Raw genomic sequence first — 24,133 nt, 5'->3', positions numbered from 1 at the left:
CTCAGGCCGCCTGCGAGGTGCTACGGCGCCTGCGGACCGCCCAGAAGACCCCGGTACCCGCCACGACCGTGACGCCCACGCCGATCACGCCCGCGAGGCCTCCGGAGAGCCGGGCGTCGTCGACATCACGCACGCCGTAGTCGGCGAACGGGGAGTCCGCCGAGGCGTGCTCCTTCGCCTGCTGGTCGATGCCCTGGTCGGCGGCCACCTTCTCCAGCCCGTCGGGGTTCGAGGAGGCGTAGAAGCTGACGAAACCGGCGAGGAGGAGGGAGGCCACCAGGCCGGTGATCCACAACCTGCGGCGCGAAGTCCCCCGGGCGGCGACCGGCTCCAATGGCCTTGGCGCGTCCACGAGTTCGCCGTTCACGCGCAGCTTGAGGCGCTGCTCCAGGCCGCGTGCGCCGTGGACCAGGTCCGGGCGTACGGCGATCACGGCGCCGACGGTCAGCGCGGTGATCGCGGCCTCGCCGATGCCGATGAGGACGTGGACGCCGATCATCGCGGTGGCGACCTTGCCGAGGGAGACGTCGGTGGTGCCGCCGAGCGAGTAGAGGAGGGTGAAGACGAGGGCTGCCGCGGGGACCGAGAGCAGGGCCGCGAGGAAGGACGCGGCCGTGATCGAGCGGCGGCTGCGCGGGAGGATCTTGACCAGGCCGCGGAAGACGGCGTACGCCACGACCGTCGTCGTGATCGCCATGTCGGTGATGTTCACGCCGAGCGCGGTCAGGCCGCCGTCCGCGAACAGGATCCCCTGCATCAGGAGGACGACCGAGACGCAGAGCACGCCCGTGTAGGGGCCGACCAGGATCGCGGCCAGGGCGCCGCCCAGGAGGTGGCCGCTGGTGCCGGCCGCGACCGGGAAGTTGAGCATCTGCACGGCGAAGATGAACGCGGCGACCAGGCCCGCGAGCGGCGCCGTCCGCTCGTCGAGCTCGCGGCGGGCACCGCGCAGGCTCACGGCGATGGCGCCGGCGGCGACCACTCCGGTCGCGGCGGATACGGGGGCGTCTATGAATCCGTCAGGCACATGCACGGGATGATTTTAGATGCTTGTTGCGAGTCCTTTGCAAGAGCCAGACGGTCTCACGCCGACATGTGAGATCTGTCGCCCCGGAGGGCGCTCCCGAGAAAATGTGCGACATTTGGGTAGTGGAAGCGGATGCACAGCTTTCGCACAGGTCACTCAGCGTAAGGGGCCGCCCGATGTCCGTAGTCGAACAGTACGCGCGAGCCCATATCGTCACCGACGAGGACGTGGACCGGCTGGATGCTGACGCGGTCCCCGTCGTCCTGCGGTACGACCCCGACTCCGATCCCCGAGCCGTCCGTATCGGCCTGCCCGGACCGCATGAATGGACCTTCGACCGCGAGCTGCTGGAGCAGGGGCTGCGCGCCCCGGCCGGCAGCGGCGAGGTGCGGGTGTGGCCGTGCGGACGCGTGCAGGCCGTGGTCGAGTTCCACTCCGAACAGGGCGTCTCCGTCGTCCAGTTCGAGACGAAGACGATCCTGCGCTTTCTGCGGCGGACCTATATGGCCACCGCACCCATCGCGAGCTGAACTCCCGGAGGCGCTGAGGTTCAGCCGCCGAGGCTGCTGCCCAGCTTGAGCAGGGCCGCCACGATCGGGCCCGCCGTGTCGCCGCCGTGGCCGCCCGCCTGGACGACGCCCGCGGCGACGAGGTCGCCCTTGTACGCGGTGAACCAGCCGTTGGGCTTCTTCTGGCCGTCGACCTCCGCCGAGCCGGTCTTCGCGCCGTAGTCCGGACCGAGCCCGGCCATCGCCTTGGCGGCCGTGCCGTAGTCGGCCGTGTACTTCATGACCTCCTTCAGCTCCGACTGCGTCGTCGACGACATCGTGCGCGAGGCCTTCGCGACCGTGCGGTTGTCGACCGTCGGGGAGACCAGGTACGGCTGGTGGAAGGTGCCCGTGTCGACCGTCGAGGCGACCGACGCCATGTTCAGCGGGTTCATGCGGACCCCGCCCTGGCCGATCAGCGAGGCGCCCATCTGCGCGCCGCTCTGCACCGGGACCGAGCCGTCGAAGGTGGGGACGCCGATGGCCCAGTTGTTCATGCCGAGGCCGTAGACCTGCTGGGCCTCCGTCGTCAGGTCGCTGTTGGACAGCTTGGGCGCGAAGTTGATGAAGGCGTTGTTGCAGGACGCCCCGAAGGCCATCTTGAACGTGCCCTGCTTGATCTCGGAGTCGTCGTCGTTGTGGAAGGTCCAGCCCGCCAGCTTGTACGTCTTGGGGCAGGGGTGGGACGCGTCCGGGGTGATGAGGTTCTTCTCGAAGAGCATCGTCGACGTCACGATCTTCATCGTGGAACCGGGGGCGAGGGAGCCCTGGAAGGCCACGTTGAAGCCGTGCGAGGCGTTCGCGACGGCCAGGATCTCGCCGGTCGACGGGCGCATCATCACGACCGAGGAGTTCTTCTGCTTGCCGACCTGTGTCTCGGCCGCGGCCTGGAGGGTCGGGCTGAGCGTCGTCTTCACCTTGCCCGGGGTGCCCTTGCTCAGCTCCAGCAGCGTCTTGTCGGACTGCTTGGACTTCTTGCCCCGGATCACCTGGAGTTCGATGCCCGCCTTGCCGCCGGCCTTCTTGCCGAACTTCTCCCGCAGCCCGTCCAACACCGGCCCCAGCGACGGGTACTTGGCCACCGTCAGCTCGCCGCCGTCACGGTCGTAGGCCTTGATCGGCGGGGTGCCGGACTCGCCCGTCACCAGGGTGTCGCCGTCCGCGAGGTCTGGGTGGACGACGGACGCGTGCCACTGGACGTACGGCTTGCCGTCCTGCGCGCTGCGCACCACGCTCAGTGAACTGGCGTACGTCATGGGCTTGTTGATGCCCTTGTACGACACCGTGCACTTCACGGAGAAGGGGACCTTGGTGCCGGTGCGGGCGCCCTCGGTGACGGTGATGCCCTTCATGTGGGCGTTCTTCGTGTAGCCGGTGAGCAGGGCGGCGGCCGCCGTCGACTTGTCCGTCGTGGCGGCGGCCTGGGCGACCTTGCCCTGCTGCCAGTCGGCCAGGAACCGCTTCGCGGTCGTCTGCACCTCGGTCGCCGACAACGGGCCCGTCTTGATCGCCTTGTGGTCGGCGGTGGTCGAGGTGCGTGCCTCGGCCGAGGCCCCGCCGTCGTACAGCGCGTAGGCGCCGACGCCCGCGCCGACGACGGCCACGGCGATCACCCCGCCGACCACGGCGGGTCTCGCCTTGCGCCGTTCGGCGACGACCTTCTTCTTGCCCCTCGTGCCCACAGTTCCCGATCCTCCGCGAATCCCTTTGGGCCCCCGTCGCTCTTGGCCCTCAGCCCTCACACACCCCAACGACGGGGCACAGCCTAGAGTCCCGTCCTGTGCGGGTGAGTTCTCTTTCCCCGCGGAGTGAGATCAGCCACCCGCCGCCAGGACCGCCCGGACGATCGGGCCCGCGGCGTCGATGCCGTGGCCGCCGTCCTGGGTCATGGCCGCCGCCGACACGTCGTCGCGGTAGCCGGTGAACCAGCTGTTGGACTTGGACTGCCCGTCCACCTCGGCGGACCCCGTCTTCGCGCCGATGCTGCCGCCGAGGCCGGACATGATGCCGGCCGCGGTGCCGCTGGTCGCGGTGCGGTTCATCATCGCCCGCAGCTGGGCCGAGGTACTCGCCGACAGGCCCTTGGCGGTGGCCAGTTGGCGGTCGTCGAGGCTCTGCGCGACGAGTATCGGCTGGCGGAAGGTACCCGTCTTCGCGGTCGCCGTCACCGACGCCATGTTCAGCGGGCTCATCTGCACCTGGCCCTGGCCGATCAGGTTGGCCGCGGTGTCCGGGCCGCCGGACGCGGGGACCGAGCCGTCGAAGGACGGGATGCCGGTCTTCCAGTTGTCCCGGCCGAGCCCGAACCGGTCCTCGGCTTCCTTGGTCAGCGAATCCACCTTGACCGAGTCGGCGTACTTCACGAAGGCCGTGTTGCAGGAACGGGCGAAGCTGTCGGCGAGCGTGGCGTTCAAGTCCGGCTTGAGACCGGTCAGGTTGTGGAAGGTCTGGCTCTGCCACACCGCGTCGGGCGTGCAGGGCGCCGGGCCGTTCATCGTCGTGATGTCGTTGTCGATGAACGTGGCGGCACTGATGATCTTCATCGTCGAGCCGGGCGCCAGCTTCCCCAGGAACGCGGCGTTGAAGCCGTCGTCGCGGTTGTTGGCGATCGCCAGCACCTGCCCGGTGCTCGGCTGCAGGGCCACGACGGACGACTCCGAGTACTTCGTCACGGCCTTCTCAGCGGCGGCCTGCACGCTCGCGCTGAGCGTCGTGCGCACCTTGCCGGGCTTGCCCTTCTCCAGGGTCAGCAGCGTGGTGTCGGCCGAGTCCGCGACGTCGTGCTTGATCGACAGCTCGATACCGGGCGTACCGCCCGCCGTGTCACCGTACTTGGCGCGCAACTCGTCCAGGATCGGCCCGAGGGAGGGGTACTTCTCCTTCGTCACCACGGCCCCGTCCCGGTCCACGGCCTCGATCGCCGGACTCGCGGACTCCCCGGTCACGAACGTGTCGCCGGTCTTCAACTCCGGGTGCACGACGGTCGGTTGCCAGTCGACGAGCGCCCGCCCGGTCGTCTTCCCGCGGACGACGGTCAGCTGACTCTTGTAGCTGAGGGGCTTAGAGATGCCCTTGTACGACACCGTCGCCCGCACGGTGTACGGCACGGTGGCCCCGGTCGTCGTACCGGGCGTGATCTTCACCTTCGTGATGTGACCGGCCCCGCTGTAGGACTCCAGGACGAGGTCGGCGGCCGCGTCGTTGTTCGTGTACGACGAGGCGCTCACCGCGTTCCCGCTCTCCCAGGCCGCGAAGAACTTCTTCGTCGTCTCCTCGACCTCGCTGCTGCTGGGCGGCCCGGTCTTCTTGGCCGAGGCCCCGCCGATCCCGTCGACCCCGTCCGAACCCCCCAGCGCGGACACGACGTTGAACGCCCCGTACCCCGCCCCGCCCACCATCACGGCGAACACACTGCCGATGACGGTGGCCTTTACCCCCTTGCGCATGCCCCTGTCCCTCCCCGTTATCAGTCCTTCGAACTGTAGGTGGCGTGGGGGAAAGCTGTGAGGGGTGTTGCCTTTTGTTGTCCTAACAGAGATCAGCTGACTGAATCACACCCCGCGGCGGGCCACGTATGTGAACGTTCGGCGAATGCTGGGAGGTACCGGGCAACCAGGGGAGGGGGTCGGGGGTCGGTCGTGGTGCCGGATCCCCAACTGGCTCATGGAGGTAGTGCGTTGTTCTCTCGACTTGGCGGGCACCGGGTGCTGCGGGTCGCGGTGGTGCTGATTCTGCTGCTGGCGCTGGGAGTCGTCGTATGGATCGCGCTGCACCGGGGGCCCGAGCCGTACAAGGGGCCGCCGGCCGTCGCGGTGTCCGGTTACGAGCTCGTCTACGCGGCGGCCTCGGGTCAGGCCAACGACGTGATGGTCATCGAGACGTCGGACGTCGACGGGACCACCCTCCACTACACCATCGACGACGTGGTCCCGATCGAGGCGGGGACCGGCTGCCGCCACCCCAGGGTCAAGGACCGCACCCGGGTCTCCTGCGCGGTCCGGATCAACGACATGGAGACGGACCCGCTCGTCACGCTCTCGCTGCGGCTCGGCGACGGCGACGACACCGCCGTCATCCACAACCGCACCTCCGGCCACTCCCTCGGCTACAACGAGATCTACCTGGGCTCCGGCAACGACACCTGGACCGGCACCGGCCGCGAGGCCCTGCGCGTCCACGGCGGCAACGGCGACGACACCCTCGCTCTCAAGGCGAGCGCGGAAGGGGACGCCTACGGCGACAACGGCGACGACACCCTCACCGTGGGCGCGGGCGGGAGCGCCTACGGCGGCAACGGCGACGACACGATCCATGTGAACGGCTCCGCGCGCGACGCCGACGGCGGGCCCGGGGACGACACGGTCTACGGGCCCGGCGCGAACACCGTTCAGCGGGGCTGACGGGCGGGCCCTACACCCAGGTGTCCAGCCACATCCGCGACCGCCACTGGTCGATGGGGATCGCCGTGCCCGTGTACAGCGGCCAGAAGTAGATGAAGTTCCACGTGACCAGCAGGACCAGCACGCCCGCTCCCACCGCGCCCGCCACCCGGCGCGTGTCACTGGAACCCGGTGGGCCGATGACCGCGCCGATCAGCATGGCCACCGCCAGGCACAGGAACGGGAGGAAGACGATGGAGTAGAAGAAGAAGATCGTGCGGTCCTGGTACAGGAACCAGGGGAGATAGCCGGCCGCTACGCCGCAGGCGATCGCGCCCGCGCGCCAGTCGCGGCGGAACGCCCAGCGCCACAGGACGTACAGGAGCGCGAAGCAGGCCGCCCACCAGAGGAGCGGGGTGCCGATGGCCAGGACCTCGCGGGCGCACTTCTCGCCCGCGCTCGCCGGGCAGCCGGCCGAGCCGGGGGACGGGGACTCGTAGAAGTACGAGACCGGGCGGCCGTCGACGAGCCAGCTCCAGGGGTTGGACATGTACGTGTGCGGCGAGTGCAGGCCGACGTTGAACTCGTAGACCTCGTGCTCGTAGTGCCACAGGCTGCGCGCCCAGTCCGGCATGAACTGGCTCCAGAAGCCGCCCTTGCCGTCGGTCGCGGCCCAGTTGCGGAAGTAGCCGCCGGTGCCGTTGGCCGGGGAGAGGATCCAGCCGAGCCAGGACAGGAGGTACACCGAGATGGTGACCGGGATCATGATCACGACGAGGAACAGGTCGTACCTCAGGGCCGCGACGTACGGGCGGCTGGCGCCCGCGACCCTGCGGGAGCCGACGTCCCACAGCAGCGTCAGCAGCATGAAGGCCGCCGCGATGTAGAGGCCGTTCCACTTGGTGCCGATGGCGAGTCCGAGCAGGAGGCACGCCATCCAGCGCCAGGGGCGCAGGCCGAGGAACAGGGTGTCCGCGATGTGGGCGTCGGGGCGGGCCCGGCCGTCGGCGTCGACCGGTAGCGCTGCCGCGAGTCTCGCCCGGACCCTGTCCCTGTCCAGGAGCAGGCAGCCGAACGCGGCCACCACGAAGAACATCAGGATGCCGTCGAGGAGCGAGGTGCGGGCCATCACGAAGGCCAGGCCGTCGAGGGACATCATGACGCCCGCGACGCAGCCGAGGAACGTGGAGCGGAACAGGCGGCGGCCGATGCGGCACAGCATCAGGATCGCGAGCGTGCCGAGCAGCGCCGTCATGAAGCGCCAGCCGAAGGGGTTGAAGCCGAAGATCAGCTCGCCGAGGCCGATGACGTACTTGCCGACCGGCGGATGCACGACGTAGGCCGCGTCCGTCGGGATGGGGACGTGACCGTTGTTCTGCAGGATGAGGTCGTTGGCGTTCTTGTCCCAGTTGACCTCGAAGCCGCGGTGGACCAGCGCCCACGCGTCCTTCGCGTAGTACGTCTCGTCGAATATCACCGCCTTCGGGCTGCCCAGGTGGTAGAAGCGCATCACGCCCGCCATGAGCGTGACCAGCAGCGGGCCGCCCCAGCCCGACCAGCGGTTGATGCGGTCGACGAGCGCGGGCGAGAAGCCGAGCGCCGCCCACAGCCGCGGGCTGGGCTCCGCGTACGGCGGCACCAGCCGGTCGCGTACGTCGCTTCTGGGCCCCGCCGTGTAGCCGAATCGGCGCAGCCGCTGCTGCCACGACGGCCGCTGGTCTTGCGGGGCCTGCCCTTGCCGGGTGTCCGTGGAGGACGCGGTACTGGTCACCGCGCCATCGTAGGGAACAGGTCTGTGTGAGTCCCGCCTCTCTCCCCTGAGAGGATGGAAACGTGACAGTTGCTCCCGGAACTCTGGTCCTTGCCGGCACCCCCATCGGCGACATCGCGGACGCCCCGCCGCGGCTCGCCGAGGAGTTGGCGGGTGCCGATGTGGTCGCAGCCGAGGACACGCGACGGCTGCGGCGGCTCACGCAGGCGCTTGGGGTGCAGCCCAAGGGACGCGTCGTGTCGTATTTCGAGGGCAACGAGGCGGCGCGGACACCGGAGTTGGTCGAGGCGCTGCTCGGTGGTTCGCGCGTGCTGCTCGTGACCGACGCGGGGATGCCGTCCGTGTCCGACCCGGGGTACCGGCTGGTCGCCGCCGCCGTGGAGCAGGACATCAAGGTCACCGCCGTACCGGGACCGTCCGCGGTGCTCACCGCGCTCGCGCTGTCCGGGCTGCCGGTGGACCGGTTCTGCTTCGAGGGGTTCCTGCCGCGCAAGGCGGGCGAGCGCCTGTCCCGGCTGCGGGAGGTCGCCGGTGAGCGGCGGACCCTCGTCTACTTCGAGGCGCCGCACCGGCTCGACGACACCCTCGCCGCGATGGCCGAGGTGTTCGGCGCCGAGCGGCGGGCCGCCGTCTGCCGCGAGCTGACGAAGACGTACGAGGAGATCAAGCGCGGCCCGGTCGGGGAGCTGGCCGAGTGGGCCGCGGAGGGTGTGAGAGGGGAGATCACCGTCGTCGTCGAGGGCGCCCCCGAGAAGGCCGAGGAACTCGGCGCCGACGAGCTGGTACGGCGGGTGCGGGTGCGCGAGGAGGCGGGGGAGCGGCGTAAAGAGGCGATCGCCGCCGTGGCCGTCGAGGCAGGCGTTCCCAAGCGCGAGGTGTTCGATGCGGTGGTGGCGGCGAAGTCTGCGCAAAAACCCCTGTGAGCTTGCGTAAAAACCCCTCTGACCTGCGGGAAAGGTTCCTCTGAGCGGGGAGCTGTTCCTATGAGCGCGCGCCCCATGGCGGGGCAAAGCGGGGTCACGAAATGCAAAGCCCGGAGCGCCTTGGCGGGGTGATTCGACAAGGAAAGTCCAAATCGCCTCCAACAGTCGACAGGACTGATGCATTCGCCCTGCTGGAGGCGTCCACTGGATGAAGGGACGCACCCGTCCCTCGCCTCCAACGGGATTCCGGGGGGAATCCCCTCGCCGGGGGCGCTTGTCCAGCGGAAAGCAAGCAGGAGCTGGCATGAGTGAGATCGCAGGGCAGACCGGCCTCCGTGGCGCTGCCACGGCAGTGGTCAACGAGTCGTACTCCTTCGCCTGCATGCGGTGCGGGCACGGCTGGGAGCAGTCGTACGAGATAGAGCACCACGTCGACACCGACGGCCACCAGTTCGTGATGTACGTGGCGGAGGGTCAGGTCGTGCCGTCACCGCTCAGCCGGCCCGCCTGCCTCAACTGCGACGGGCATGTCGTGCGCATCATGCGCGCGGGCCAGGTGTCGTCGGTACGGGAGGCCGCGCAGCGGCAGTACCAGGCGCCCCGGCCCCGGGCAGCGGCTACGGCCGAGGCGGCGGACAGCGCGGGCGACGACGCCGCCGTGACTCCGCTGCCGGAGCACAGGGACCACCACTGGCACCTGTCCGACCTCCTGCACCCGTTCCACCGCAAGGCGAGCTGACCGGCTCCGACGACCAGGCGGGCATGCCCCTTTCGTAGGATCGGGGCATGCCTTCCTCCAGCGCCAGCGGTAGCGAGAAGAACGCGGCGCCGCCGCTGCCCGAGCCCCTCCGGGTGGCCGTCGCCGATTCCCACACTCACCTCGACATGCAGTCCGGCACGGTGGACGAGGCTCTCGCCAAGGCCGCGTCGGTCGGCGTGACGACGCTCGTACAGGTCGGCTGCGACCTGAAGGGCTCCCGCTGGGCCGCCGAGACGGCTGCCCGGCACGAGGCCGTCCACGCGACGGTCGCCCTGCACCCGAACGAAGCCCCGCGCATAGTCCACGGAGACCCTGACGGCTGGTCCCGGCAGGGCGCGCGGGTGGCGGGCGGCGACAAGGCCCTCGACGAGGCCCTCGCCGAGATCGACCGCCTTGCCGGACTGCCCCAGGTCAAGGGCGTCGGCGAGACCGGCCTCGACTACTTCCGCACCGGCCCCGAGGGCAAGGCGGCCCAGGAGAAGTCCTTCCGCGCCCACATCGAGATCGCCAAGCGGCACGGCAAGGCCCTGGTCATCCACGACCGCGACGCCCACGCCGACGTGCTCCGCGTCCTCAAGGAGGAAGGCGCCCCCGAGCGCACGGTCTTCCACTGCTACTCCGGCGACGCCGAGATGGCCGAACTCTGCGCCCGCGCCGGGTACTTCATGTCCTTCGCCGGGACCGTCACCTTCAAGAACGCCCAGAGCCTGCGGGACGCGCTGGCCGTGGCCCCCCTCGAACTGGTCCTGGTGGAAACCGACGCGCCCTTCCTCACCCCGGCCCCGTACCGCGGGCGACCCAACGCGCCCTATCTCATTCCGGTCACGGTCCGCGCGATGGCCGCCGTACGGGGCATCGAGGAGGACGCGCTGGCGACGGCGCTCGCGGCCAACACGGCCCGGGCGTTCGCCTATTGAGCCCTCGGGACCGTATCGAAAGAATCCTCAAGACGACATCGAACACAACTCTGGGTAGCCGCGTCGCTTTGGAGAGTGACGGCCACTCCGCTAGGTTCTGTGGGCCCGATCCGGACCCCCGTGGCCTTCTGGAGCGTGTCGGCGTGAGCAACTACGAGACCTACGAGACGTACGACCGCGGTGTGCGCGCCGATGCGTACACCGACGGGCCCACTGCGGTGTACGAGGACACGTACCGCCCCGCCTACGAGGCGTACGAACCCGTGTTCCCCCGCCAGACAGGCACAGTCCCGCCGGAGAGCGAGCCGGCGGCACGGCACGGGCGGCGGCGAAGAGCCGAGCGCTCTGACTCCGGTTCCGCGATGCGCCGACTGGTGCCGCAGGCGCTGGTGGTCGCGTTCCTCGCGGGCGGCACCACCGCGTTCGTCGCCAAGGACAAGGCCATCGAGCTGAGCGTCGACGGCAAGCCGCGCACCCTGCACACCTTCGCCGACGACGTCACCGAACTCCTCGCCCAGGAGGGTGTCGACGTAGGCGCGCACGACGTGGTGGCCCCCGGCCGCGACGCGACCCTCGCCAGCGGCGACGAGGTCGCGGTGCGCTACGGCCGCCCCGTGCGGCTCACCATCGACGGCCACCGGCGCGAGGTGTGGACCACGGCACGCACGGTCGACGGAGCCCTCGAACAACTCGGCGTACGGGCCGAGGGCGCGTACCTCTCCACCTCGCGCTCCCAGCCCATCGGCCGCGCCGGACTCGCCCTCGACGTCCGCACCGAACGCACCGTCACGATCATGGCCGACGGCCGCGCCCGCACGATCCGCACGAACGCGGCGACGGTCGGCGAGGCGGTCCAGGAGGCCGGCATCAGCCTCCACGGCGAGGACACCACCTCGGTCCCGCCCGCCGGCTTCCCCCGCGACGGCCAGACGATCACGGTCCTGAGGGTGACGGGCACGCGCGAGGTCCGCGAGGAGGCGATCCCCTTCAAGGTGGAACGCACCGACGACCCCACCCTCTTCAAGGGCACGGAGGTGGTCGAACGCGCCGGCCGGCCGGGCCTCCGCCGGGTCACCTACACCCTCCGCACGGTCAACGGCGTCAAGGAGAAGCCCCGCCGAGTGGACGACCAGCTGATCCGCGAACCCCGCCCCCAGCTGGTGAAGGTCGGCACGAAGCCCATGCCCACCTCCGTCCAGGGCGCCGACCAGCTCAACTGGCACGGCCTCGCGACCTGCGAGTCCGGCGGCCGCCCCGGCGCGGTGGACCCTTCGGGGACGTACGGCGGCCTCTACCAGTTCGACACCCACACCTGGCACAGCCTCGGCGGCAGCGGACGCCCCCAGGACGCGAGCGCGGAAGAACAGACGTTCCGCGCGAAGAGGCTGTACGTACGCCGGGGTTCGAGCCCGTGGCCACACTGCGGGACAAGGCTGCACGGCTGAGGTTTGAGGGGTTTGAGGGGTTTGGGGGCTTGGGGGCGCCAGCCCCCCGCCCCCCAGGGGCGCGGGGAACTGCGCGACCAGCCACGACGGCGCGGCAGACGAAAACGGCCCCGTAACCTAGGTGACGTGAGCAGCAACCCCACCCCCGACGCCCTCCTAGGCCCCGCCGAAATCCGCGAACTGGCAGCCGCCCTGAACGTCCGCCCCACAAAACAACGCGGCCAGAACTTCGTGATCGACGCGAACACGGTCCGCCGCATCGTCCGCACCGCAGACGTCCGCCCCGACGACGTGGTCGTGGAGGTGGGCCCGGGACTCGGCTCGCTCACGCTGGCACTGCTGGAGGTGGCCGACCGCGTCACCGCCGTGGAGATCGACGACACCCTCGCGAGCGCGCTCCCGGCGACGGTCGCCGCGAGGATGCCGGACCGGGCGGACCGTTTCGCGCTGGTGCACTCCGACGCGATGCAGGTGACCGAGCTGCCGGGCCCCGCCCCGACCGCGCTGGTCGCCAATCTCCCCTACAACGTGGCCGTACCGGTCCTGCTGCACATGCTGGAACACTTCCCGACCATCGAACGCACCCTGGTGATGGTCCAGGCGGAGGTCGCCGACCGCCTGGCCGCGCCGCCCGGTTCGAAGGTGTACGGCGTCCCGTCCGTGAAGGCGAACTGGTACGCCGAGGTCAAGCGGGCAGGTTCCATCGGCCGCACGGTCTTCTGGCCGGCCCCCAACGTGGACAGCGGCCTGGTGGCACTGACCCGCAGGTCCGAACCCCTGAAGACGACAGTCACCCGTCGCGAGGTCTTCGCCGTGGTCGACGCGGCCTTCGCCCAACGCCGCAAGACCCTGCGGGCGGCACTCGCGGGCTGGGCGGGGTCGGCGGCGGCGGCGGAGGTGGCTCTGGTGGCCGCCGGGGTGTCGCCGCAGGCGCGCGGCGAGTCGCTCACCGTGGAGGAGTTCACGCGCATCGCGGAGAACAAGGTGGGCGCCGACGCCGAGGCGGGTGCCGAGCGCAAGCCGGGTGCCGAAGGCGGGGCAGGCGCTGAGGGCAAGCTGGGTGCCGAAGGCGGGGCAGGTGCTGAGAGCAAGCTGGGTGCCGAGGGCGGGTCAGGCGCTGAGGGCAAGCCGGGTTCTGAAGGCGAGGCGGGCGCTGAGGGCAAGCCGGGTTCTGAAGGCGGGGCAGGCACTGAGGGCAAGCCGGGTTCTGAAGGCGAGGCGGGTGCCGATCGCGCCGGGCCGGACGCGCCCGCCCCGGAGGGAGCGCCCGCGCGAGACACCCGGGCCGACGACGCCTAGCACGAGGGGCCCGGCGAGTGACCGCCACCGTCCAGGTCTTCGCCAAGGTCACCGTCCACCACGAGAACCCGGCAAGTGACCGTCCCCGCCCCGGTTTTCACCAAGGCCAACCCCCAGCACAAGGAGCCCGGCAAGTGAGTGTCACCGTCCGCGTCCCCGCGAAGGTCAACGTCCAGCTCGCGGTGGGGGCAGCCCGCCCCGACGGTTTCCATGACCTGGCCAACGTCTTTCTCGCGGTCGGCCTCCACGACGAGGTCACCGTGACCCCCGCCGACGAACTCCGGGTCACCTGCGCGGGCCCGGACGCGGCCCAAGTCCCCCTGGACCGTACGAACTTGGCGGCGCGGGCGGCCGTAGCACTCGCCGAGCGGTACGGCCGTAGCCCCGCCGTGCACATCCACATCGCCAAGGACATCCCCGTCGCCGGCGGCATGGCGGGCGGCAGTGCCGACGGTGCGGGCGCGCTGGTGGCGTGCGACGCGTTGTGGGGTACCGGTGCCTCGCGGGCCGAACTGCTCGACATCTGCGCGGAGTTGGGCAGCGATGTGCCGTTCGGCCTGGTGGGCGGGGCGGCGCTCGGCATCGGGCGCGGCGAGAGGCTGACCGTCCTGGAGACCGGCGGCACCTTCCACTGGGTGTTCGCGATGGCCGGGCGCGGGCTGTCCACCCCCGCTGTCTTCCGGGAGTTCGACCGCTTGGGCGAGGGTACCGACATCCCCGAGCCGGTCGCTTCCCGGCCACTCCTCGACGCGCTCGCGAAGGGCGACCCGGACGCGCTCGCCGCCGCCGTCTCCAACGACCTTCAGCCCGCCGCCCTTTCGCTCTTCCCGGAACTCGCCGACACCCTCGCCGCGGGCCGCACCGCGGGCGCCCTCGCGGGGCTCGTCTCCGGCTCGGGCCCGACGACGGCGTTCCTCGTCCGCGACCCCGGTTCGGCGGCGAAGGTGGCGGAGGCGCTGACGGCCTCCGGGACCTGCCGGACGGTCCGTACGGCGACGGGCCCGGCGGCGGGCGCGACCGTGATCGCCCGACCTTCACACGAGGTCCACGGAACACCCGCCTGACCTGCAAAAATACGCGTGTTCGGTGTTATCCAAACCACATTGATTTAATGTTCAGCAATCGACCCCGAGGCCCCTTTCGTGGCATATGTCTCGCAGGTACGGCTGGCATGATCAGCCAACCCCGGTCCTCGTTACCGGCGGTACTCCCTGCGCGCGCGGTCTCGCCGCGCCACGCCCGAGAGGAACCTCCCCATGGGCCACATGGATCACTTCAGCGCGGGCTGGGTCACCCCGGTCCTCTCCTACGCGATGGCCTGCGTCGGCGCCGCCCTCGGACTGCGCTGCACCGTAAGGGCACTTGAGACGGACGGCGCCTCCAAACGGAACTGGCTGACCCTCGCCTCCGTCGCCATCGGCTCCGGCATCTGGACCATGCACTTCGTGGCGATGCTCGGCTTCAGCGTCGAAGGCACCCCCATCCGCTACGACGTCCCGCTCACCGTCCTCAGCCTGCTGATGTCCATCGGCGTGGTCGCCGCCGGCGTCTTCACCGCCGGCTACGGCCGCTCCCGCGTCACCTCGGTCGCCTTCGGCGGCATCGGCACCGGCCTCGGCGTCGCGGCCATGCACTACACCGGCATGGCCGCGCTCGACCTGCACGGCACGATCGACTACGACCCCCGGCTCGTCATCGCCTCCGTCGTGATCGCCGTCGTCGCCGCGACCGCCGCGCTCACCCTCACCCTGATCGTCCGCGGCCCGGTCCTGGCCACCCTCGCCGCCCTCGTCATGGGGCTCGCGGTCAGCAGCATGCACTACACCGGGATGTACGCCGTGAGCGTCGCCCTCGCGCCCAGCGGCGCGGCCCTGTCCGGCGCCACCGCCACGGAGTTCATCTTCCCGCTCGCGGTCGTGCTCGGCTCGTTCCTCTTCCTGGCCTCCGCGTACGTCGCCCTGTCCCCGACCGGCAAGCGCCACGAGTCGGCCTTCGCGGCGGAGCTCCTACGCGAGGTCGAACTCGCCACGGTCTGAACCGACTTCGGCCACCCCACGGCGAACACACCCACAGCCACGACACCCCGGCACAGACCCCCACCCCGCCCACCCCCAACTCCCCAGGGGTGCAGGCTCCCACCCCGCCCACCCCCAACCCCCTAGGGGCGCGGGGAACTGCGCGACCAGCCCCCACCGACCCGCACCCCGCAAACAACCCAAACCACCCACCCCCACTCCGGTCCGGGCCGACTTCGACTAACCGCTCTCCCCAAGACGCCGGCCCCCGGGACCCAGGCACCGAACCGCCGCGAGAGGCCGAACTCCGCACGGCCCGCGCCGACTTCGGCACTCCCCGCATCCCCGCACCCCGCATCCCCGCACTCCCTGAACGAGGTCCCCATGCGTGTCCTCCGCACGCCCGCCCGGCTGCGCCCCAGATCCGTCCGCGCGAAGATCGTCGCCCTGCTGATGCTGCCCGTCGTGTCCCTGATGGCCCTGTGGGGCTTCGCCGCGGTCACCACCGCGTCGAGCATCGCGGCCACCGAGACCGCCAAGGACGTCAACTCCGAACTCCTCACCCCCGTAGCCGAGTTCGTCACCGCGGTGCAGGCCGAACGGACCGCCGCCCTGCGGCACGCGGACGCGCCGGGCGCCTTCACGAGCACCACGAAGGCGACCGACAGGGCCGCCGCCGCGCTGCGCGACGGTGTCAACGCGTCCAGCTCCGACGCGGCGCTCATCGACTCCACGCTGCCGGGCCGTATCGACAAGCTGGAGACGGATGCCGACGGCCTGGCGGCGCTGCGCGCACAGGCCACCGCCAAGGGCGCCAAGTCGACGGCCACGTACAGCGGTTACTCGGCGATCGTCGAGCACGGTTTCTCCGTCACCGGTGCGCTCACCGGCGACAAGACCGCCGCCGACGCCTCCGAGGCGCGCGTGGTGCTCGAACTGTCCCGGGCCCGCGAGGCCGTCGCCCGCGAGCAGGCGCTGCTCGGCGCCGCCCGCACCGGGGGCGAGCTGACGAAGGGGCAGTACGCGCTGTTCGTCGGCGCCGTCGCCACCCAGCGCGAGCTGCTCGCCCCCGCGGTCGCCGACCTCAGGGCCGAGCACCGGACGGCGTACCGCACGGTCCTCGACGGCACCGGCTACCGCCGACTCCAGGCGATCGAGAACCGGGTGAGCGGCGCGGGCCCCGGCACCCCGGCCGCGTCCGCCGGTTTCCTCAAGGGCTGGGACGCCACCGTGAGCGGAGTCCTCAAGGGGCTCGGTACGGCCGAGACGAAGGCCGGTACGGGAGCCACGGCCGCCGCCGACCCCTTCGGCTGGGACACGCTCGGCGCCTCCGGGGTCGCCGTCGTGCTCGGACTGGTCGGCGTACTGCTGTCGCTGCTCGTCTCCGTGCTCGTCGGCCGCGGCCTCATCGTCGAACTCCTCGACCTGCGCAACTCCGCCCTCGAAGTCGCCGGCCGCCGCCTCCCGCAGGCCATGCGCCGACTGCACGCGGGCCAGGGCGTCGACATCGACGCCGAGGCCCCCATGCGCCGCCTCGCCGGTGACGAACTGGCCCAGGTCGGCACCGCTTTGACCGCCGTCCAGCGCGCCGCCCTCAAGGCCGCCTCCGAACGCGCCGAACTCCTCAGCGGGATCTCCGGTGTCTACGTCAGCCTCGCCCGCCGCAGCCAGGTCCTGCTGCACCGCCAACTCGACCTGCTCGACGCGATGGTGCGCAGACAGCGCGACCCGGCCGAACTCCAGGAGCTGTACCGCGTCGACTACCTGGCCACGCGCATGCGCCGGCACTCCGAGAGCCTGCTGATCCTGTCCGGGATCGCGCCCGGCCGCGGCTGGCGGGACCCGATCCCGCTGTCCGACATCCTGCGCGCGGCCGTCGCCGAGATCGAGAACTCGGCCCGCGTGCAGATCTGGGCCGTACCGAAGGTGTCGCTGACCGGCGGTTCCGTCGCCGACGTGATCCATCTGCTCGCCGAACTCGTCGAGAACGCGACCGCGTTCTCACCGCCCAGCACTCAGGTGCAGCTGCGCGCGGCCCGGATGCGGGAGGGCGTGCTCATCGAGGTCGAGGACAGCGGCTTCGGCATGAAGGACGACGCGATGGCGGACGCCAACCGCAAGATCCAGTCCGAGAAGGTCGACCTCCTCGACGCCAAGCAGATCGGCCTGTTCGTGGTCAACCGGCTGCGCGAGCGGCAGGGCCTGCGCGTGGAGGTACGGCACTCGGCGAGCGGCGGGGTCACGGCCGCGGTGCTCATCCCCGAGACCCTGATGCGCGACGACATGCCGGTCGGCGAGCAACAGGCCGCGGGCGGGCGGGGGTTGGCGCCCGCGTCGGCGTTGGTCCCGCAGCAGCGGCTGCGCGGGGCCGGCGCCTGAGGTCGGACTCGTCCCGCCATCCCCTCCTCTTCTCTCTTCGCACCATCTCCACACAGATGTACCGCAATCGCAGTACAGGTGGGGCGGATGGGACGGATAGGTTCGTTTGATACTTCAAGTGCACTGCTGGAAAGGTCCGTTCCGTGTCCGACGCCCCCACACCGTCGTCCCCCGCCCCGTCCCACCGCAGGAAGCGGTCCCTCTCGCGTCGCGGCGCGCTAGGGGCCGCCGGAGCCGTGGCCGCCGGAGCCGCCCTGACCCCGGTCGTCTTCGCGGCCACCGACTCAGGCTCCGCCTCCGACTCCACGAGCACCGATGCCACCCCTGCCGGCACCAAGCCGGAGACGTTCCCGGCCACCCGTTCCGCCACGGCCACGGGCACAGCCCCGGCCACCACCGCCTTCGCCGCGTCCTACGTCGGCCTGCGCTGGACCGGCGACCGGGACGGCGCCGGCATCCGCCTCGCGGACGGCGACTGGCAGCAGACCGGCACCGGTTGCGCGACCGTCGACGGCGGCGGTACGGCCCTGGTGGCGGCGGACGAGGCCACGACCTACGAGGTCAAGGCACCGGCCGGCGCGACGGACGTACGCTCGGTCGCCATCGACTGCACCCGAGGCCCCGACCGCACCTTCCACGTACCGTCCGAGGCGACCCGCGTCCGCGGTGTCCGCTACCTCTCGCGCCCGGCCTGGGGCGCCGACGAGTCGAAGCGGTACAAGGGCGGCAAGGTCAACACGCCTGAGGCGTACTACCCGTTGCAGTCGATCACGGTCCACCACACGGACACCCCGAACGCCGACCCGGACCCCGCCGCGACCGTCCGCGGGATCTACGAGTACCACGCGATCACCCTCGACTGGGGCGACATCGGCTATCACTTCCTGATCGACGAGGCGGGCGTCGTCTACGAGGGCCGCTACTCCGGCGACGACCTGATCCCGGCCTTCGACAAGAACGGCAACCTCGTCACCGCCTTCCACACGGCAGGCTTCAACTCGGGCAACCTCGGCATCGCCCTCATCGGCAACCTGGTGTCCCAGGCCCCCACGGACGCGGCCAAGTCCTCCCTGATCCGCCTGATCAAGGTCATCACCCGCTTCAAGGGCCTCGACCCCCAGGCCAAGATCACCTACACCAACCCGGTGAACGGCGTGAAGAAGGACAACGAAACCATCAGCGGCCACAGGGACTGGCTCCAGACGGACTGCCCGGGGCAGACGATGTACGACTTGCTGGGCGAGGTCAGGGCTGCGGCAGCCCGCTGACCTGGGAGGGGCGGGGGCTGCCGCGCCGGTTCCTCTCAGGCCGCGGTGACCTGCTGGGCGAGCAGCACTGCCCGGGGGCCCTGGAGCAGGAATGTGCTCACGATCAGACCGGCAGGTGCCAAGCGGGTCCGTCGGGTTCCCCGAGCCAGACGCGTTGGGTGCCGTCGGCCTCCACCGTCATGCCGAAGTCGGACTGTGGGGGCGCTCCGGCATCCTGCCAGGTGGTGAGCGCGTCCTCTACGGCGTCCCACAGGCGTAGCGGGCCGTACTGGTGAACCTGCCAGCCGTTTCTGGCGGGTTCGGTCCATGCCTGTGAGCCAGTGGCGACGTCCACGAGGATCACACCGTCGCCGGTGGTCATGAGTTCGGCGGAGGGCGCGGCGAGCTGAGCGAGGAACTGCCCGGTCCATTCGTGGAGAAGACCGGGGTCCAGGCGAGCAGGCCGGGTGTGTCCTGGCCGCTGGTAGTAGACCGGGCGGGGCGGGCGTTCGTGGGGGCGAGCGAGCATGTAGCCGATCTGGTCACCGGCAAAGCGGCCCGTGGCCGTGCCGTCGTCGTGGACGGTGAGGCGGATGAGGCCGGAGGCGAGCATCCATCCGCTGATCGTGGTCGTGATCGTTCCGCCGTCACGGACCTGGTACAGCCAGGCGGGAGGGATGTACCGGACAGCGCAGGTCGCAACGATCGCGTCGTAGTCGGCGGCCTCCTTGTACCCGGCGAGTCCGTCTCCCGCAACGAGTGTCGGGGAGTATCCGGCGGCTTGGATGTGGTCGGCTGCTGCGGCGGCAAGGTCCTGGTCGTACTCGATGGAGTACACGTTCTTGTCGCCGAGGCGGTGGCTGAGGATGGCGGTGGAGTAGCCGGTGCCGGTGCCGATCTCCAGGACCCTGTCACTCTCGCGGATGCGCGCGAGGTCGAGCATGCGCACGATCAGGGAGGGCAGGGTGCTGGACGAGGTGGGGCGGCCGGTCAGTGGTCCGGGGGCGTCCGCGGCGGCGATGCCGTCGATCTGGGTGACCCAGGTGGTGTCTTGGTGGACGAGGCGGAGCCATTCGTCATCGCCGGCCGTGCGGCGGTGTACTGGCTCCCACTGGCTGCCGGACAGGCGGAACACCGTGTCGTCAAGGAAGAGTTCACGCGGGACGGCTTCGAGTGCATCACGCCAAGCGGGGTCGTCCACGGGGACGGCCGCGGCAAGGGCGCGGCGCAACTGGGCCGGGTCGGCGGTCATGCGTGGCCTCCGTGCTGAAGTTGCTGGAGTTGATCGGCGAGGGCGGTGGTGATCGGGGCGGTGATGTGGTCGGGGAACCACGCCCATTGGCCGTTGGGGTTGCACTCATACCAGTGCCACAGACCATGGAGGTCCAGACCGAAGTCGAAGGCGCCGAAGACCAGGCCGAAGGCGTCGAGGTAGGCGCGGACCCCTTTGACGATGTCGGGTGGCACGGGGATGGGGGTGTAGGTCAGCTGGTCGTAGTGGCGTCGCCAGTCGACACCGGGCGAGCCGTCGATCCGGACGGCGATCAGATGCTCGCCGACAGCGGTCAGGCGGATATCGGCGATCTTGCTCACCCGCTGCTGGAACAGGTGCGCCGTGTGGCGTATCCGGTCGTCGATCTGCGCAGGGGCCACGTCGTCGATCCACACCGTCAGCGCCCGGCCGTGAGCGTCGGCGTAGTCGGTTTCCCGTAACGGCTTGTAGAGCACCGGCCCGTGCTCCGCCGCGAACGTGCGGGCCTCGTCGGGATCGTTGGTGATCAGGGTGGGAGGCACGGCCAGCCCGCAGCGGGCAGCCGTCGCCAGCTGTGCCGGCTTGTACTCGGCATCTCGGTTGCGCCAGGGGTGATTCAGGTAGCGGGCGCCGGGGAGAGCGGCGAGGATGCCGCCGAGCCCGTAGCGGGCCTCCTCCACAGCCCAGCGGGCAGTCTGTTCGCTCATGGCGAGGTCGGCGGTGTAGGGGGTGGGCCGCCGCCAGTACACCGAGCGCACGCTGTCCAGGTCGAGTGCGCGGGTCTCGGTGGTCAGGGTGCCGCCGGGACCAAGGCTGTCGTACACCGCTGCCGCGGTGACCGTCGCAGGAAAGTCCCCCGGATCGAGGCGTATTACGGGCACCCGACGCCGGTTGAGTTCGGCGACCACCTCGTCGGCTGTCGCATCGTCCAGGCGCGTGACGACGAGGACGGGCGGTCCACCCGCGGCCATCAGTCGCTGTCTCCCTGTTGGTCGCTGCCTTCGTCCGAGTTGCCGTCCATGCTCGTTTTCGTCTTCGTCTCCTTCGACGTCTCCGACCGCTTGTGCTTGTCCAGCGTCGGCACCAGGGTTCCGTCAGGGTCCACCCACGAGGCGGTCTGCGTCTCGGCGTCGAGGACCGCGCGGGCAACGGGCAGAACTTCGGCAGGAGGGAACGGCTTCATACGGCTGACACCCCAGGGGGTGACCTGATCCGGCGCGCTGGCCTGCATGGGTCTCCTCATCTCTCGGTCGCTTCTACGGTGGCACCCGCCGCCAGGTGTCGTCAGGACGGCGAGGAGCCCGCGCCTGGCCGCGCGGCCGTCTTGTCGGGAAATCCGCGCGTCTGGACTCCAGGGGCCGGCCGGGAGGCGGTCCCCGTCTTACGGGCGGTACTTGGACCAGCGGCACACGGGCTCGTGGGTCGCGGCGAACCGCCGGGAACTACAGGGCCACGACGAGCAGCACGCCGCCGAGGACAAGCACGACAAGCACCAGGGCAGCGGCCTCAACCCGGGGTGACCCATCACGGTGTGCAGGCCGGGGGACCTGAAGGCGTCTCAACGCAGGCCCCCACAGGCTGGGTTGCAGGCCCACAGGCAAAAGGGCCTTCCGTGGTGGCGCACGTCGGCCAGGACGCGGCCGGCGGTCCCCAGCCGGGTGTTGCACAGGACGCAGTCCATGGCCATCTGCTGACGGGGCCGGAGGCTGGTGAACTCCGGCAGCGGCGCTGTCATCTGCTGGGCGGTCATCACGCGCTGTCCTTGACGCGCAGCTCTGCCCAGCAGCGTTTACCCCACGGCCGGGAGACGGGACCGAGTCTGTCGTAGCCCCACCGATCACTCAGGGCCTCGATGAGCAACAGCCCGCGCCCGCTCTGCTCATCGGGATCCGGAGTGCGCAGTTCGGGGAGTTGGTGGGGGGAACGGTCGATGACCGCCACATACACGCGATCGTCGCCGGGCCGATCGACGACGACCCGAACGGACGGGCCACAGGCGTGGCGTATGGCGTTGGAGAACAACTCGGCCATCACCAGAGCCGCAGCCTCCGCCGTGTCGTCGGTCAGGCCCCACGTGGCACATGCGGTGCGGACCAGTCCGCGGGTCAGGGGCGCTGTCTGTTCGGCGCGGGGGTGGGTCTCGCTGTATCCGGGATGTCCCGTCGCGCGAGGTCTGATCACCGTCATCGTCATGGATCATGCCTTGGTCAGGGGGCGGGCCGACATCACACAAGCGCTCGAACTCCCGTTGGAGGGACGGGCGTTGCGTTGGCAACCAGTCAACGGTCACCGTGTGGAGTGGGACCATCGCACATGCAGCACCCGCATGCGGATATGCGCCCAGCGGGTACGAGTAGGCGCGCGGTGCTGTGCAGACTCGTAGCGTGGGGGGTAAGCCGTGGACTTTCAGACAGGGCCGGTTCGGGAGGCTTCCCGGGCCGGTGACTTCGGGCGGGTCATCGAGCTGGTCCGGCGGGATCGGCGCGTGACTCAGACCCAGCTGGGCGAGGCGTGCGGGCTGTCGCAGTCCGCCGTGTCCCGTCTGGAGAAGAAGGGAACTGGGGCCTACAGCACGGACATTCTGGCGGCGGCTGCCGCGCATCTGGAGATTCCGCGAGTAATCGTCGGGCTCGCAGACAGCCACCCCCAGGCTCACGCGAAAGACGGATCTGACGTGGATCGACGCCAATTCCTCGGCGGAGCTGTGGCCGTGGCCACGGCCCCCGCTCTGGCCGCACTCCCGGATGCACCCGACACGACTGGCGGACGGGCCGCAGCCCTCCGGCTGAGTACGTCCGCTTACAGACGGCTTGACGGTTCCACCCCGTCGCGCGACCTGGAGGAGTCCGTACGCACCCACATGCGTCTGATCCAGAGCATCACCCGCGACGCGAGCCCCGAACAGCGACCCCGCCTCGCGGCCGTCGGCAGCGAGGCAGCGAGTCTTGCCGGGTGGCTGGCGTGGGACATGGGCGACAACGGCAGCGCACGCACCTGGTACGGCGCGGCGATCAAGGCCGCGAAGGCGGCCGGGAACCCGCTGCTGACGGCTTACCAGACCGGCAGCCTGGCCCAGTTCGAGGCACACGCGGGCAACGGCGTGCAAGCGCTGAATCTCGCGGCGAAGGCCCGCCGCGCGCTGGGCGACCGTCAGCCGCCCGTCGCGGATGCCTGGTTGTCCAGCGTGGAGGCACTGGCACACGCGGCGGTCGGCGACCGGCGCCGCGCAGACCGGTCACTGACCGCCTCGCGGGCCGCCGTCGCCGCCCTGGACGGGCAGGAACCGCCGCCGTGGCCATGGGTGTTCACCTTCACCGAAACGAAGGTCGCAGCCGCCCGGGTGGCGTGCGGCTCGCGGCTCGGCCTCGCCGACTGGGTGCTCTCGGAGGACACCGAGGCGCTCGCTACCGGACACGAGAAACAGCGCGCGCTGCTGGTGCTCGACATCGCCTCCGGCCATCTGGCAGGCGGACGCGTAGAGGCGGCGTTCGCCCTCGCCTCCCGCGCGCTGAACACCGGGCTCAAGTACAGGTCGGGGCGGATCGTAGAGCGGGCCCGCACCATGCGTCGTACGCTCACGACCACCACGCCGCCCAAGGTGGTGCGGGACTTCGACGAGCAGTTGCACGGCGTCTATCTGTAGGAGGCACAGAGTGCGGGTGGGGATCACGGGACATCGCGGGCTCAGCCCGGAGGTCGAGGAACAGGTTCGGGAGATGCTCTCCGAGGCGGTACGCGGCTACGACCCCTCGGAACTGGTTGCCGTCTCGTGTATCGCCGACGGCCCCGACTCATGGTTCGCGGAAACGGCCCTCGCACACGGTGGGCGCCTCGAAATCGTCGTACCCGCCACCGAGTACCGGGTCAGCCTTCCCGAGTGGCATCACACCACGTACGACAAGCTCATGCGGCAGGCGGCCGACGTGCACGGGACCGGCATGGCGGAGTCGACCTCCGAGGCCCACCAGGCAGGCAGTGAAATCCTCGTCGGCCTGGTGGATGAGCTACTGGCCGTGTGGGACGGCAAACCGGCTCGGGGGTACGGCGGGACAGCGGACGTCGTGGACTACGCCGAGCGGACCGGCGTCCCCGTGCGGGTGCTCTGGCCGGAGGGCGCCACCCGCTGACCGGCATTCTTCATCGTGCCCCTTCGGCGGCATTCGCCGCACGG

21 protein-coding genes and 1 pseudogene are annotated in these 24,133 nt (G+C 70.5%); 14 read left to right on the top strand and 8 right to left on the bottom strand.

The genetic code is table 11. The features are described 5' to 3' along the window. Position 1 precedes the first annotated feature (1 nt). A complete protein-coding gene (locus tag ACGFY9_RS05165) occupies positions 2-1,033 on the bottom strand; it encodes an energy-coupling factor ABC transporter permease (protein ID WP_393752112.1) in 1,032 nt (343 codons plus the stop codon). Between the two features lie 170 nt (positions 1,034-1,203). Between ACGFY9_RS05165 and ACGFY9_RS05160 the strand changes: the two genes are divergently transcribed. Then, positions 1,204-1,557 carry an SsgA family sporulation/cell division regulator gene (locus ACGFY9_RS05160; protein WP_393752110.1) on the top strand — a complete coding sequence of 118 codons (354 nt, stop codon included), beginning with the start codon at positions 1,204-1,206 and terminating at the stop codon, positions 1,555-1,557. A 20-nt stretch (positions 1,558-1,577) separates the two neighbouring features. Here the strand turns inward: ACGFY9_RS05160 and ACGFY9_RS05155 are convergent, their stop codons facing one another. Both ACGFY9_RS05155 and ACGFY9_RS05150 read right to left on the bottom strand, forming a co-directional pair. Continuing rightward, positions 1,578-3,257, bottom strand: a complete 1,680-nt coding sequence (locus tag ACGFY9_RS05155; RefSeq protein WP_393752109.1) for a penicillin-binding transpeptidase domain-containing protein — start codon at positions 3,255-3,257, stop codon at positions 1,578-1,580. A 132-nt stretch (positions 3,258-3,389) separates the two neighbouring features. Continuing rightward, entirely contained in the window at positions 3,390-5,021 is a 1,632-nt protein-coding gene (locus ACGFY9_RS05150; protein WP_393752107.1) for a penicillin-binding transpeptidase domain-containing protein, read from the bottom strand. Positions 5,022-5,252: 231 nt separating this feature from the next. On the opposite strand from ACGFY9_RS05150, the gene ACGFY9_RS05145 reads away from it, so the two are divergent. Continuing rightward, positions 5,253-5,975 carry a calcium-binding protein gene (locus tag ACGFY9_RS05145; protein ID WP_393752105.1) on the top strand — a complete coding sequence of 241 codons (723 nt, stop codon included), beginning with the start codon at positions 5,253-5,255 and terminating at the stop codon, positions 5,973-5,975. A 10-nt stretch (positions 5,976-5,985) separates the two neighbouring features. Here ACGFY9_RS05145 and ACGFY9_RS05140 read toward each other — a convergent pair whose 3' ends face one another. Then, on the bottom strand, positions 5,986-7,725 hold the full coding sequence (locus ACGFY9_RS05140) for a dolichyl-phosphate-mannose--protein mannosyltransferase (RefSeq protein WP_393752103.1): 1,740 nt from the start codon (positions 7,723-7,725) through the stop codon (positions 5,986-5,988). A 62-nt stretch (positions 7,726-7,787) separates the two neighbouring features. Between ACGFY9_RS05140 and rsmI the strand changes: the two genes are divergently transcribed. The 9 genes and pseudogenes from rsmI (at position 7,788) to ACGFY9_RS05095 (ending at position 18,731) form a co-directional block, all read left to right on the top strand. Further along, a complete protein-coding gene (gene rsmI / locus ACGFY9_RS05135; protein WP_393752101.1) occupies positions 7,788-8,648 on the top strand; it encodes a 16S rRNA (cytidine(1402)-2'-O)-methyltransferase in 861 nt (286 codons plus the stop codon). Between the two features lie 304 nt (positions 8,649-8,952). Next, a complete protein-coding gene (locus tag ACGFY9_RS05130) occupies positions 8,953-9,387 on the top strand; it encodes a hypothetical protein (protein WP_393752099.1) in 435 nt (144 codons plus the stop codon). Between the two features lie 47 nt (positions 9,388-9,434). Continuing rightward, positions 9,435-10,325, top strand: a complete 891-nt coding sequence (locus tag ACGFY9_RS05125) for a TatD family hydrolase (RefSeq protein WP_393752097.1) — start codon at positions 9,435-9,437, stop codon at positions 10,323-10,325. Between the two features lie 143 nt (positions 10,326-10,468). Further along, positions 10,469-11,770, top strand: a complete 1,302-nt coding sequence (locus tag ACGFY9_RS05120) for a ubiquitin-like domain-containing protein (protein ID WP_393752095.1) — start codon at positions 10,469-10,471, stop codon at positions 11,768-11,770. A 126-nt stretch (positions 11,771-11,896) separates the two neighbouring features. Continuing rightward, positions 11,897-12,784: pseudogene (gene rsmA / locus ACGFY9_RS05115) on the top strand (16S rRNA (adenine(1518)-N(6)/adenine(1519)-N(6))-dimethyltransferase RsmA); the annotation flags it as partial. 419 nt (positions 12,785-13,203) lie between these two features. Continuing rightward, complete coding sequence (locus tag ACGFY9_RS05110) at positions 13,204-14,133, top strand: 4-(cytidine 5'-diphospho)-2-C-methyl-D-erythritol kinase (protein ID WP_393752093.1); 930 nt, start codon at positions 13,204-13,206, stop codon at positions 14,131-14,133. A 192-nt stretch (positions 14,134-14,325) separates the two neighbouring features. After that, entirely contained in the window at positions 14,326-15,105 is a 780-nt protein-coding gene (locus tag ACGFY9_RS05105; protein ID WP_393752091.1) for an MHYT domain-containing protein, read from the top strand. A gap of 363 nt (positions 15,106-15,468) precedes the next feature. Beyond that, positions 15,469-17,463, top strand: coding sequence for a nitrate- and nitrite sensing domain-containing protein (locus ACGFY9_RS05100; RefSeq protein ID WP_393752089.1), 1,995 nt, complete (start codon positions 15,469-15,471; stop codon positions 17,461-17,463). 236 nt (positions 17,464-17,699) lie between these two features. Beyond that, positions 17,700-18,731, top strand: coding sequence for an N-acetylmuramoyl-L-alanine amidase (locus ACGFY9_RS05095; RefSeq protein WP_393752839.1), 1,032 nt, complete (start codon positions 17,700-17,702; stop codon positions 18,729-18,731). 103 nt (positions 18,732-18,834) lie between these two features. Here the strand turns inward: ACGFY9_RS05095 and tgmC are convergent, their stop codons facing one another. Genes tgmC through tgmA form a run of 3 tightly spaced genes read right to left on the bottom strand, consistent with a single transcriptional unit; the run spans position 18,835 to position 21,193 of the window. After that, complete coding sequence (tgmC, locus tag ACGFY9_RS05090; RefSeq protein WP_393752087.1) at positions 18,835-19,962, bottom strand: ATP-grasp peptide maturase system methyltransferase; 1,128 nt, start codon at positions 19,960-19,962, stop codon at positions 18,835-18,837. Further along, on the bottom strand, positions 19,959-20,933 hold the full coding sequence (tgmB, locus tag ACGFY9_RS05085; RefSeq protein WP_393752085.1) for an ATP-grasp ribosomal peptide maturase: 975 nt from the start codon (positions 20,931-20,933) through the stop codon (positions 19,959-19,961). Before tgmB ends, tgmC begins: the two co-directional genes overlap by 4 nt. Beyond that, entirely contained in the window at positions 20,933-21,193 is a 261-nt protein-coding gene (gene tgmA, locus ACGFY9_RS05080; RefSeq protein WP_393752083.1) for a putative ATP-grasp-modified RiPP, read from the bottom strand. The genes tgmB and tgmA overlap by 1 nt, the downstream gene beginning before the upstream one ends. A 163-nt stretch (positions 21,194-21,356) precedes the next feature. Between tgmA and ACGFY9_RS05075 the strand changes: the two genes are divergently transcribed. Next, positions 21,357-21,482, top strand: coding sequence for a hypothetical protein (locus ACGFY9_RS05075; protein ID WP_393752081.1), 126 nt, complete (start codon positions 21,357-21,359; stop codon positions 21,480-21,482). A 229-nt stretch (positions 21,483-21,711) separates the two neighbouring features. Here the strand turns inward: ACGFY9_RS05075 and ACGFY9_RS05070 are convergent, their stop codons facing one another. Beyond that, positions 21,712-22,155, bottom strand: coding sequence for an ATP-binding protein (locus ACGFY9_RS05070; RefSeq protein ID WP_393752079.1), 444 nt, complete (start codon positions 22,153-22,155; stop codon positions 21,712-21,714). A gap of 292 nt (positions 22,156-22,447) precedes the next feature. Between ACGFY9_RS05070 and ACGFY9_RS05065 the strand changes: the two genes are divergently transcribed. Then, the gene (locus ACGFY9_RS05065; protein ID WP_393752077.1) at positions 22,448-23,605 is read left to right on the top strand and encodes a helix-turn-helix domain-containing protein; all 1,158 of its coding nucleotides are present in this window, start codon (positions 22,448-22,450) and stop codon (positions 23,603-23,605) included. A gap of 10 nt (positions 23,606-23,615) precedes the next feature. After that, positions 23,616-24,089, top strand: coding sequence for a hypothetical protein (locus ACGFY9_RS05060; protein ID WP_393752075.1), 474 nt, complete (start codon positions 23,616-23,618; stop codon positions 24,087-24,089). Positions 24,090-24,133: the final 44 nt, after the last annotated feature.

The organism is Streptomyces sp. NPDC048504 (assembly GCF_043200035.1).
Classification (GTDB): domain Bacteria; phylum Actinomycetota; class Actinomycetes; order Streptomycetales; family Streptomycetaceae; genus Streptomyces.
This window is presented reverse-complemented; position numbering and strand designations above follow the sequence as displayed.

Excerpts from the sequence above, each read along its gene's own strand:
- ACGFY9_RS05125 (WP_393752097.1), top strand. The coding sequence starts at position 9,435 with ATGCCTTCCTCCAGCGCCAGCGGTAGCGAGAAGAACGCGGCGCCGCCG.
- ACGFY9_RS05100 (WP_393752089.1), top strand. The coding sequence starts at position 15,469 with ATGCGTGTCCTCCGCACGCCCGCCCGGCTGCGCCCCAGATCCGTCCGC.
- ACGFY9_RS05105 (WP_393752091.1), top strand. The coding sequence starts at position 14,326 with ATGGGCCACATGGATCACTTCAGCGCGGGCTGGGTCACCCCGGTCCTC.
- ACGFY9_RS05130 (WP_393752099.1), top strand. The coding sequence starts at position 8,953 with ATGAGTGAGATCGCAGGGCAGACCGGCCTCCGTGGCGCTGCCACGGCA.
- tgmB (WP_393752085.1), bottom strand. The coding sequence starts at position 20,933 with ATGGCCGCGGGTGGACCGCCCGTCCTCGTCGTCACGCGCCTGGACGAT.
- tgmC (WP_393752087.1), bottom strand. The coding sequence starts at position 19,962 with ATGACCGCCGACCCGGCCCAGTTGCGCCGCGCCCTTGCCGCGGCCGTC.
- ACGFY9_RS05150 (WP_393752107.1), bottom strand. The coding sequence starts at position 5,021 with ATGCGCAAGGGGGTAAAGGCCACCGTCATCGGCAGTGTGTTCGCCGTG.
- ACGFY9_RS05070 (WP_393752079.1), bottom strand. The coding sequence starts at position 22,155 with ATGACGATGACGGTGATCAGACCTCGCGCGACGGGACATCCCGGATAC.
- tgmA (WP_393752083.1), bottom strand. The coding sequence starts at position 21,193 with ATGCAGGCCAGCGCGCCGGATCAGGTCACCCCCTGGGGTGTCAGCCGT.
- ACGFY9_RS05160 (WP_393752110.1), top strand. The coding sequence starts at position 1,204 with ATGTCCGTAGTCGAACAGTACGCGCGAGCCCATATCGTCACCGACGAG.